Annotated in this window: 6 protein-coding genes; 1 reads left to right on the forward strand and 5 read right to left on the reverse strand. The window is 71.6% G+C overall.

The features are described 5' to 3' along the window. Positions 1–24: 24 nt before the first annotated feature. The 5 genes from aceE to AB0I06_RS23725 form a co-directional block, all read right to left on the reverse strand. On the reverse strand, positions 25–2,727 hold the full coding sequence (aceE, locus tag AB0I06_RS23705; RefSeq protein WP_363120840.1) for a pyruvate dehydrogenase (acetyl-transferring), homodimeric type: 2,703 nt from the start codon (positions 2,725–2,727) through the stop codon (positions 25–27). Between the two features lie 267 nt (positions 2,728–2,994). Further along, positions 2,995–3,618 carry a GntR family transcriptional regulator gene (locus AB0I06_RS23710; RefSeq protein ID WP_363120841.1) on the reverse strand — a complete coding sequence of 208 codons (624 nt, stop codon included), beginning with the start codon at positions 3,616–3,618 and terminating at the stop codon, positions 2,995–2,997. A gap of 255 nt (positions 3,619–3,873) precedes the next feature. Next, positions 3,874–5,694: a 2-oxoglutarate dehydrogenase, E2 component, dihydrolipoamide succinyltransferase gene (sucB, locus tag AB0I06_RS23715; RefSeq protein WP_363120842.1), complete on the reverse strand. Its 1,821-nt coding sequence runs from the start codon at positions 5,692–5,694 to the stop codon at positions 3,874–3,876. Between the two features lie 63 nt (positions 5,695–5,757). Further along, the gene (gene lpdA, locus AB0I06_RS23720; protein WP_363120843.1) at positions 5,758–7,146 is read right to left on the reverse strand and encodes a dihydrolipoyl dehydrogenase; all 1,389 of its coding nucleotides are present in this window, start codon (positions 7,144–7,146) and stop codon (positions 5,758–5,760) included. A gap of 343 nt (positions 7,147–7,489) precedes the next feature. Continuing rightward, the gene (locus AB0I06_RS23725; RefSeq protein ID WP_363120844.1) at positions 7,490–9,016 is read right to left on the reverse strand and encodes a leucyl aminopeptidase; all 1,527 of its coding nucleotides are present in this window, start codon (positions 9,014–9,016) and stop codon (positions 7,490–7,492) included. Between the two features lie 354 nt (positions 9,017–9,370). Between AB0I06_RS23725 and AB0I06_RS23730 the strand changes: the two genes are divergently transcribed. Further along, positions 9,371–11,404: a hypothetical protein gene (locus AB0I06_RS23730; RefSeq protein ID WP_363120845.1), complete on the forward strand. Its 2,034-nt coding sequence runs from the start codon at positions 9,371–9,373 to the stop codon at positions 11,402–11,404. The last annotated feature ends 74 nt before the right edge of the window (positions 11,405–11,478 follow it).

Raw genomic sequence — 11,478 nt, forward strand, 5'->3', positions numbered from 1 at the left:
GGCCTGCCGGTCAGCGGTCCGCTGTCACAGACCGTACTTCTCGCGCGCTTCCTTCACGGACGCCGCCTTGACCTCGCCGCGCCTGGCCAGCTGGGCCAGGGCGGCGACGACGATCGACTCGGCGTCCACACCGAAGTGGCGGCGGGCCGCCTCACGGGTGTCCGACAGGCCGAAGCCGTCGGCGCCCAGCGAGGACCAGTCCTGCTCGACCCACTGCGCGATCTGGTCCGGGACCTGGCGCATGTAGTCGGAGACCGCCAGCACCGGGCCCTCGGCACCCTGGAGCGCCTGCCGCACGAACGGCACCCGCTCCTCGCCGCGCAACAGCGCCTCGTCCGCCTCCAGGGCGTCCCGGCGCAGCTCGCTCCAGGACGTCGCCGACCACACGTCGGCCGCCACGCCCCACTCCTCGGCGAGCAGCCGCTGCGCCTTGAGCGCCCAGTGGATCGCCGTACCGGAGCCGAGCAGCTGGATCCGCGGGGCGTCGGCCGGAGGCGTGATGCCCGCGGACTCGGCCGTGTTGAAGCGGTACAGGCCCTTGACGATGCCCTCGTCGATGCCCTGCACGGCCGGCTTCGCGGGTTGCGGCAGCGGCTCGTTGTAGACGGTCAGGTAGTAGAAGACGTTCTGGTCCTCGCCCGGGGCCGCCTCGCCGTACATCCGGCGCAGACCGTCCTTGACGATGACCGCGACCTCGTAGGCGAACGCCGGGTCGTACGTCAGCGCCGCCGGGTTGGTCGCGGCGATGACGGGGGAGTGGCCGTCGGCGTGCTGGAGGCCCTCACCGGTCAGTGTCGTACGGCCCGCCGTGGCGCCGACGAGGAAGCCGCGGCCGAGCTGGTCGCCGAGCTGCCACATCTGGTCGGCCGTGCGCTGCCAGCCGAACATCGAGTAGAAGATGTAGAACGGGATCATCGCCTCGCCGTGCGTCGCGTACGACGTCGAAGCGGCGATGAAGTCGGCCATCGAACCGGCCTCGGTGATCCCCTCGTTGAGGATCTGGCCGTTCTGGGCCTCCTTGTAGTACATCAGCTGGTCGCGGTCGACCGGCTCGTACGTCTGGCCCTTCGGCGAGTAGATGCCGAGCGAGGGGAACAGCGACTCCATGCCGAAGGTGCGCGCCTCGTCCGGGACGATCGGCACCCAGCGCCTGCCCGTCTCCTTGTCGCGGACCAGGTCCTTGACCAGACGGACGAACGCCATCGTCGTCGCCACGTTCTGCGAGCCGGAGCCCTTGTCGAAGGAGGCGAACGCCTTCTCGGCCGGGGCGGGCAGCGGGGCGACCGGGTGCACGCGCCGGGCCGGGGCCGGACCGCCGAGGGCGGCACGCCGCTCCTGGAGGTAGCGGACCTCGGGGGAGTCGGCGCCCGGGTGGCCGTAGGGCACCACGCCGTCGACGAAGTCGCTGTCCTTGATCGGCAGCTCCAGCAGGTCGCGCATGTTCTTGAACTCGTCCACCGAGAGCTTCTTCATCTGGTGGTTGGCGTTCTTCGACGCGAAGCCCTCGCCGAGGGTGTGGCCCTTGACCGTCTGGGCCAGGATCACGGTCGGCGCGCCCTTGTGCTCGACGGCCGCCTTGTACGCGGCGAACACCTTGCGGGACTCGTGACCACCGCGCGAGAGGTGGAAGCACTCGAGGATCTTGTCGTCGCTCAGCAGCTTCGCCATCTCCACGAGCGCCGGGTCGGCGCCGAAGAAGTCCTGGCGGATGTAGGCCGCGTCGCGCGTCTGGTACGTCTGGATCTGCGCGTCGGGCACCTGGCGCAGACGGCGTACCAGCGCGCCCGTGGTGTCCAGCCGGAACAGCTCGTCCCAGGCCGTGCCCCAGAGCGTCTTGACGACGTTCCAGCCGGCGCCGCGGAACTGGGCCTCCAGCTCCTGCACGATCTTGAAGTTGGCGCGGACCGGGCCGTCGAGGCGCTGGAGGTTGCAGTTGATGACGAACGTGAGGTTGTCCAGCTCCTCACGGGCCGCCAGCGCCAGGGCCGCCGTCGACTCGGGCTCGTCCATCTCGCCGTCGCCGAGGAACGCCCACACGTGCGAGGCGGAGGTGTCCTTGATGCCGCGGTTGGTCAGGTAGCGGTTGAAGCGCGCCTGGTAGATCGCCGACAGCGGGCCGAGGCCCATGGAGACGGTCGGGAACTCCCACAGCCAGGGCAGGCGGCGCGGGTGCGGGTAGGAGGGCAGGCCGTTGCCGCCCGTCTCCCGGCGGAAGTTGTCCAGCTGCTCCTCGTTCAGACGGCCGTCGAGGAACGCGCGGGCGTAGATGCCGGGGGAGGCGTGGCCCTGGATGTAGAGCTGGTCGCCGGAGCCGTCGGCCTCTTTGCCCTTGAAGAAGTGGTTGAAGCCGGTCTCGTAGAGCCAGGCGGCGGAGGCGAAGGTGGCGATGTGGCCGCCGACGCCGTACTTGCTGCCCCGGGTCACCATCGCGGCCGCGTTCCAGCGGTTCCACGCGGTGATCCGCTGCTCCATCGCCTCGTCACCGGGCACGTCCGGCTCGGCGGCGGTGGGGATGGAGTTGACGTAGTCGGTCTCGAGGAGCTTCGGCAGCGCGATGCCGGCGCCCTCGGCGCGCTCCAGCGTGCGGCGCATCAGGTATGCGGCACGGTGCGGCCCGGCAGCCTTGGTGACCGCGTCCAGGGAGGCCTGCCACTCGGCGGTCTCCTCCGGGTCCCGGTCGGGGAGCTGGTCGAGCTCGCTCGGCTGGATGGCGTTGGGGTCGGTCATGTCGCCGCCTTCCTCAGTCGAAGGGGGTTCCCTCACATAAGGGGATCGGGGGTGCCCTTTGTCTTTGGCAGGACAGGGCGCGGGGCTCGGGTGGAAGCCCGTCGGCGACTGTAACTCGCTGATCGATGATCGATCAAAGGGTTGAGGGGCAAAACCTCTTGATCACGAGAAAATAGGCACGGGGTGCCTCCGACGGTGGCACCCGGTGACCGGTTTTCGAACGGTTTTCGCAGGTCGGGGGCGTTTGAGCGACGGTGCGCTCGGGTGTCACGCCCGGGGCGCGCAGCCCAGGACGTGCGCCTTCACGAGCTCGGCGATCCGGGGGTCACGGCGCTTGAACGCGGCGACGAGCTCCTCGTGCTCCTCCGCGTACGACTGCTGCTGCGTGCCCAGCCAGCGGATCGACAGGGCCGTGAACACCTCGATGCCCAGGCCCTCCCAGGTGTGCAGCAGGACGGAGTTGCCGGCGGCCCGGACCAGCTCGCGGTGGAAGGCGACGGTGTGCCGGACCTGGGCCGTGCCGTCACAGACGCGGTCGGCCTCGTACAGGGCGCTGACGTGCGGCTCCAGTGCCGAGCAGTCCTCCGCGAGGCCCTGGGCGGCCAGTTCCGCCGCGATGGCCTCCAGGCCGGCCCGGACCGGGTAGCTCTCCTCCAGGTCGGCGGCCGTGAGGTTCCGCACGCGCACGCCCTTGTTCGGGGCGGACTCGATCAGGCGCAGGGACTCCAGTTCGCGCAGGGCCTCGCGGACCGGGGTCTGGCTGACCTCCAGCTCGGTGGCGATCCGGCGCTCGACGATCCGCTCGCCCGGCTGCCAGCGTCCGCTGATGATCCCTTCCAGGATGTGCTCGCGGATCTGTTCGCGCAGCGAGTGGACGACGGGCGCGGTCATGAGGGCTCCTCGGTCGGGATCGACGCTTAGACAATACGGCCGGTTCGCTGCGCGGGTGGAGCCGACGTGGGGGCTGTCGCGCAGGTGAGACGAGGCGCACACGGTGTCTGCGGCGCGTGTGAGCTCGGGCCGGACGGTCTGCGGGCGGCTGCGGGTCGTTCGTGCCGTCTCGCGCAGTTCCCCGCGCCCCTCGGGTAGCACGGTGCCCCGTCCGGGAGATCCGGACGGGGCACCGATCAGCCGTGGAACGGAAGGTCAGAGGCCGAGCTCGACCTCGAACTCGCCGGCCTCCAGGATCGCCTTGACCGCCGTCAGGTAGCGGGCGGCATCGGCGCCGTCCACCAGGCGGTGGTCGTAGGACAGCGTCAGGTACGTCATGTCGCGGACGCCGATGACGGGACCGTCCTCCGTCTCGATCACGGCGGGACGCTTGACCGTCGCGCCGATGCCGAGGATCGCGACCTGGCCCGGCGGCACGATGATCGTGTCGAAGAGCGCGCCGCGCGACCCGGTGTTGGAGATGGTGAAGGTCGCGCCGGACAGCTCGTCCGGGGTGATCTTGCTGGCGCGGACCTTGCCCGCCAGGTCGGCCGTGGCCTTGGCGATACCGGCGAGGTTGAGGTCACCGGCGTTCTTGATGACCGGGGTCATCAGGCCCTTCTCGGAGTCCACCGCGATACCGATGTTCTCGGTGTCGAAGTAGGTGATGGTCCCCTCGGCCTCGTTGATCCTGGCGTTGATCGGCGCGTGCGCCTTCAGCGCCTGGGCCGCGGCCTTGACGAAGAACGGCATCGGGGAGAGCTTGACGCCCTCACGAGCCGCGAACGCGTCCTTGGCACGGGCGCGCAGCTTCATCAGACGGGTGACGTCGACCTCGACGACCGAGGACAGCTGGGCCTGCTCGTGCAGGGCCTTGACCATGTTGTCGCCGATGACCTTGCGGATCCGCGGCATCTTGATGGTCTGGCCGCGCAGCGGGGACGCCTCCAGCGCCGGGGCCTTCTTCGCGGCCGACGGGGCGGCAGCGGCGGGGGCCGGGGCGGCGGCGGCGCTCTTCGCGGCCTCGGCGGCGGCGACGACGTCCTGCTTGCGGATCCGGCCGCCGACGCCGGTGCCCTTGACGCCGGCCAGGTCGACGCCCTGCTCGGCGGCGAGCTTGCGCACCAGCGGGGTGACGTAGGCGCCGTCGTCGGCCGGCTTGGCGGCGGCCGGAGCGGCCGGAGCCGGGGCGGGCGCCGGAGCGGCCGGGACCGGGTCGGGGGCCGGGGTGGTCTGCTGCTGCGGGGCAGGAGCAGACGGAGCCTGCGGGGCCGGAGCCGCCGGGGCCGGTGCCTGCTGGGCCGGGGCGGCCTGCTGCGGGGCCGGGGCCTGGGCGGGCTCGGGCTGCGCCGGGGCGGCAGGGGCCTCCTGGGCGGGGGCGGCGGCCGGAGCGGCACCCGCCTCGCCGATGACGGCGAGCTTGGCGCCGACCTCGGCGGTCTCGTCCTCGCCCACCACGATCTCCAGCAGCGTGCCGGAGGCCGGGGCGGGGATCTCGGTGTCGACCTTGTCCGTCGACACCTCCAGCAGCGGCTCGTCGGCCTCGACCGTGTCGCCGACCGACTTCAGCCAGCGGGTGACGGTGCCCTCGGTGACGGACTCGCCGAGCGCGGGCAGGACGACGTCCGTGCCCTCGGCGGAGCCGCCACCGGCGGCGGCGTCGGCGGTCGGGGCGGGCGCCGGGGCGGCCTGCTCGGTGGAGGGGGCGGCCGCGGCCGGCTCCGGGGCGGGCTCGGCGACCTGCTCGGCCTGCGGGGCCTGCTCGGCGGCCGGGGCCTCCTGGGCCGCGGGGGCGCCGCTGCCGTCGTCGATCAGCGCCAGCTCGGCGCCGACCTCGACGGTCTCGTCCTCGGCGACCTTGATGGAGGACAGCACGCCGGAGGCGGGGGAGGGGATCTCGGTGTCGACCTTGTCGGTGGAGACCTCGAGCAGCGGCTCGTCGGCCTCGACGCGCTCACCCTCGGCCTTCAGCCAGCGGGTGACGGTGCCCTCGGTGACGCTCTCGCCGAGCGCCGGAAGGGTTACGGAAACCGCCATGGTTTCGGTTGCTCCTTACGGAAAGTGCGGAAGTCTGTGTCGTCGCGTTCGTCGACCGAGGGGTCAGTCGTGCGCGTGGAGGGGCTTGCCGGCCAGGGCCAGGTGGGCCTCGCCGAGCGCCTCGTTCTGCGTCGGGTGGGCGTGGATGAGCTGCGCGACCTCGGCGGGCAGCGCCTCCCAGTTGTAGATCAGCTGGGCTTCGCCGACCTGCTCGCCCATGCGGTCGCCGACCATGTGGACGCCGACGACGGCACCGTCCTTGACCTGGACGAGCTTGATCTCGCCCGCGGTGTTCAGGATCTTGCTCCTGCCGTTGCCCGCAAGGTTGTACTTCAGAGCGACGACCTTGTCCGCGCCGTAGATCTCCTTGGCCTTGGCCTCGGTGATGCCCACGGAGGCGACCTCGGGGTGGCAGTACGTCACCCGCGGGACACCGTCGTAGTCGATCGGGACGGTCTTCAGACCGGCCAGACGCTCCGCCACCAGGATGCCCTCGGCGAAGCCGACGTGCGCGAGCTGGAGGGTCGGGACCAGGTCACCGACGGCGGAGATGGTCGGCACGTTGGTGCGCATGTACTCGTCGACCAGGACGTAGCCGCGGTCCATCGCGACGCCCTGCTCCTCGTAGCCCAGGCCCTGGGAGACCGGGCCGCGGCCGATGGCGACCAGCAGGACCTCGGCCTCGAACTCCTTGCCGTCGGCGAGGGTGACCTTGACGCCGTCCTGGGTGTACTCGGCCTTCTCGAAGAAGGTGCCCAGGTTGAACTTGATGCCGCGCTTGCGGAACGCGCGCTCCAGCAGCTTGGAGGAGTTCTCGTCCTCGACCGGGACGAGGTGCTTCAGGCCCTCGACGATCGTGACCTCGGTGCCGAAGGACTTCCACGCGGAGGCGAACTCGACGCCGATGACGCCGCCGCCCAGGATGATCGCGGACTTCGGCACGCGGTCCAGGACGAGGGCGTGGTCCGAGGAGATGATCCGGTTGCCGTCGATCTCCAGGCCCGGCAGCGACTTCGGCACGGAGCCGGTCGCGAGCAGGACGTGGCGGCCCTCGACACGGCGGCCGTTGACGTCGACGGAGGTGGGGGAGGACAGCCGGCCCTCACCCTCGATGTAGGTCACCTTGCGGGAGGCGACCAGACCCTGCAGGCCCTTGTACAGACCGGCGATCACGCCGTCCTTGTACTTGTGGACACCGGCGATGTCGATGCCCTCGAAGGAGGCCTTCACACCGAACTGCTCGCTCTCGCGCGCCTGGTCGGCGATCTCGCCCGCGTGCAGCAGGGCCTTGGTGGGGATGCATCCCCGGTGCAGGCAGGTGCCGCCGACCTTGTCCTTCTCGATCAGGGCGACGTCCAGGCCCAGCTGCGCCCCGCGCAGGGCCGCGGCGTAACCACCGCTGCCACCGCCGAGGATCACTAGGTCGAAAACGGTGCTGGCGTCGTTCGCCACGTCACGTCCTCCATGCATGTGCGCCGTGAGCCGGTCGTCAGTGACCGGCAGGCGGCTGGTGTCCGGCCGCTCGTTCTTCGGCCCTTCGGTGGGGCCCTGTCCTGCCGAGCCCCATCTTCGCACTTGTCAGCACACAAGGAGACGCCGGGCTGCGGTGTGAGACACCCCACGTTCAGATGAGCCGCGTGGGGGAGCGCCCGCAGGGGCGCGGGGCTGTGTCCGATCTGCGGCTCCGCCGCGCGGGCGCGAGGGCGGCCGGCCCGGGGCGCGGGGAACTGCGCGAACAGCCCCCACGCCCCCGCACTCGCCGCGCAACGGGCGAGAACGTGCTCTCAGGCGAGGCTCAGCCCAGATCGCCCGCGGCCGTCAGCTCGGCCAGCCGGACCAGCGTCCGCACGGCCGTCCCCGTGCCGCCCTTCGGCGTGTACCCGAACGGCCCGCCGTCGTTGAAGGCCGGCCCGGCGATGTCCAGGTGCGCCCAGGTGATGCCCTCGCCCACGAACTCGCGCAGGAACAGGCCGGCGACCAGTCCGCCGCCCATCCGCTCGCCCATGTTCGCGATGTCGGCCGTGGCCGAGTCCATCCCCTTGCGCAGGTGCTCCGGCAGCGGCATCGGCCACGCCGGCTCGCCGACCTCCTCGGCGGCCTCGCACAGCGCCGCGCGGAACGCGTCGTCGTTGCCCATGATCCCGAACGTCCGGTTGCCCAGCGCCAGCACCATCGCCCCGGTCAGCGTCGCCACGTCCACGATCGCGTCCGGCTTCTCCTGCGACGCCGCCCACAGCGCGTCGGCCAGCACCAGGCGGCCCTCGGCGTCGGTGTTGAGCACCTCCACGGTCTTGCCGCTGTACATCCGCAGGACGTCACCCGGACGGGTCGCGGACCCGGAGGGCATGTTCTCGGCCAGGGCGAGCCAGCCGGTGACGTTGACCTCCAGGCCGAGACGCGCGGCGGCGACGACCGCTGCGAACACGGCGGCCGCACCGGCCATGTCGCACTTCATCGTCTCGTTGTGACCGGCCGGCTTCAGCGAGATGCCGCCCGAGTCGTAGGTGATGCCCTTGCCGATGAAGGCGAGGTGCTTCTTGGCCTTGGAGGAGGTGTACGACAGCTTGACCAGGCGCGGACCGGCCGCCGAGCCCGCCCCGACGCCGAGGATGCCGCCGTAGCCGCCCTTGACCAGGGCCTTCTCGTCGAGCACCTGCACCTTGATGCCGTGCTCCTTGGCCGCGGCCTGGGCGAGCGCGGCGAACGACTCGGGGTTGAGGTCGTTCGGCGGGGTGTTGACCAGGTCGCGGGAGCGGTTGAGCTCCTCGGACACGGCGACGGCACGCTCGACCGCGGCCTTGTACGCCTTGTCGCGGGGCTTGCCGCCGAGCAGGGTGACCTCGGCCAGGGGCGCCTTGCCGTTCTTGGCCTTGGGGTCCTGGCCGTTGGCCTTGTAGGTGTCGAAGGAGTACGCGCCGAGCAGCGCGCCCTCCCCGAGCGCGCCGGCGGCGGCGGCGTCGGCCAGCGGCAGCGCGAAGGCGGCCTTCTTGGAGCCGGCCAGGGCGCGGGTGGCGACACCGGCGGCCCTGCGCAGGGCCTCGGAGTCGTATTCGGCGTCCTTCTCCGGGGCCGCGCCCAGGCCGACCGCCAGGACGAGCGGTGCCTTGAAGCCGGACGGCGCCGGCAGCTTCGTCACCTCGCCCTCGCCGCCGGAGGCGCCGAGCGTCTCCAGAATGCCGGCGAGCCTGCCGTCGTACGCCTTGTCCACGGCCTCGGCGCCCGGTGCGACGACCGGCCCGTTGGCACCCTTGGCGACACCGATCACGATCGCGTCGGCCCGCAGACCGGACGCCGCGGCGGTGCTGAGAGTGAGAGCAGTCACGGTGGTGAAATCTCGCTTCCGATGTGAAGTTGCTGTGGTCGAACGGTGTGGGTCGACCGGGCCCGACAGCCGACCCCAAGGGCCGGTAGGCGACCTCCCGCCCGCCCGGCGGGCGGACGACGGGAGATCGCCGACCGACCCTATTCCGACCTCAGGGTCCGGTATCCACGGGGCCTTCCCCGGTGCGGCGAACACTCGACGTCGAGACTACGCGCGTGGTCCCGTTCGCTCATTCCTGCGGGCGTTCACCCGTCGGTGGCGCAGTGGCCATTTCTTGAACCCTCACACCGGTGAACCGGGTCACACTCGTCGCGATCCGGTGAGCGCCCTGCTCACCGCTCTGGGGGAGGAACCATGGCGCAGCGTGCGCGCAGATGGAGGACCACGGCCGCGGCGATGACGGCCGCCGGCATGATCACGGCCGGGGTCACGACGCCCGGGGCCGCGGCCGCCGAGGAACCCCGCGTCGATCTGAGGGTGCTGGTGGTGGACGACGGAGACAGCCCGGTCAGGGCTGTCACCGCCCAGCTGAGGAGCACGGGCATCCCGTACACGACCGTCGACCTGAACGACTCCGGCCGGCCGGTGATCACGGCGGCGTTCCTGAGCGACACCGTGAGCGGCCGGCCCCGCGCCAAGTACCAGGGCGTCGTGCTGCCCGACGAGACCCCGTTCGGCGCGGGCTCCGCCGAGCAGACCGCGCTGGAGACCTACGAGCGCGCCTACGGCATCCCGCAGGTCGACGCCTACACCTGGGCGCACCCGGCGGTCGGCCTCGACTACACCAGCGAGGGTGGCTGGGCTGGCACTCTTGACGGGCGCGAGGCGACCGTCACCGCGGCCGGGAGGACCGGCCCGTTCGGCTACCTCGACGGCGCGTTCCGCTTCGAGGACAACGCACCGGCAGTGCAGGAGAGTTACGGTTACGTCGCCCGGCCCCGCAGCGGCTACACCAGCTACGTCGACCTGCCGGTGCCCGGCGGCACCGGCAGGGGCAGCCTGGTCGGCGAGTACGCCCACGACGGCCGCCGCGAGCTCGTGGTGACGTTCGCCTACAACAACAGCCAGCAGCAGTTCCGGCTGCTGGCCCGCGGCATCGTCGAGTGGCTCACCCAGGGCGTGCACCTGGGCCGAACCCGCAACTCCTTCGCGGTGCACGTCGACGACGTGTTCGCCCCCGACAGCCGTTGGGACACCGAACACAACTGCACCCCGGGCGACTTCGACTGCGCGGGCGGTGACGGCGAGAGCACCACGCCGATCCGCATGACCGCCGACGACGCCGCCCACGCCGCCCAGTGGCAGCGCGAACACGGCTTCACCATGGACATGGTCTTCAACGCCGGCTCGGGCGAGGAGTGGAAGACCGAGCACGGCGGCACCGACGCCCTCGCCGCCCGGCTGCTCGCGGACAAGGCGCAGTACCGCTGGGTCAACCACACCTACACGCACCCGTTCCTGGGCTGCGTGCAGGACACCTCCCGCGTGCCGTGGAGCTGCGCCAGGAAGGCCGACGGCTCGACCGCGTACATGAGCCGCGCCGAGATCGCCGCGCAGATCCGCGACAACCACACCTGGGCCGTGGGCAAGGGCCTGCCGATCGACCGCACGGAGCTGGTAACCGGGGAGCACTCGGGCCTGAGGACCCTGCCCCAGCAGCCCGACGACAACCCGAACCTGGCCGGCGCCCTCGCCGACACCGGCGTCAAGTGGATCGCCTCGGACAACTCCCGCGAGCCCGAGCAGCGTGCGGTCGGCAGCGCGCTGACCGTCCCGCGCCACCCGATGAACGTGTACTACAACGTGGGCACGGCGGCCGAGATGGCCGACGAGTACAACTGGGTCTACACCTCGCGCGCCGACGGCGGCAGCGGCGTCTGCGAGGACAACCCCACCTCGACGTGCCTGGACGAGCCGCTCGACGTCACCACCGGCTACGCCGGGCACATCGTCCCGCAGGAGGCGCGCACCGCCCTCGGGCACGTCCTGGCGGGCGATCCCCGGCCGCACTACGCGCACCAGTCCAACCTGGCCGAGGACCGGCTGCTGTACCCGGTCATGGAGAAGGTGCTCGCCGACTACCGGGCGCTGTTCACGGACAGCACGCCGCTGGAGAACCCCCGGCAGAGCGCCATCGGCACCGAGGTGCAGCGCCGCGCCGCCTGGCAGACGGCCCTGGCGAACAACCGCGTCACGGCGTACCGCATCGGGAACACGGTCACGGTCACCGCCCCGTCGGGCACCCAGATCCCGGTCACCGCCCCCGAGGGCACCAAGAAGCAACTCCTGGTCGGCACCAGCGCCTTCGGCACCCCGTACGCCGGAGCCCGCTCGGCCTGGACGACCCCGGCCACGCTCCAGTCGGCCCTCACCTTGAAGCTGCCCTAAAGGGGCGCGGGGAACTGCGCGACCAGCCACGACGGACCCGCGCCCGGGATCCGGCAGCAGTTCCCCGCCCGCCG

The organism is Streptomyces sp. NPDC050674, from assembly GCF_040654575.1.
In the GTDB taxonomy this organism is placed as follows: domain Bacteria; phylum Actinomycetota; class Actinomycetes; order Streptomycetales; family Streptomycetaceae; genus Streptomyces.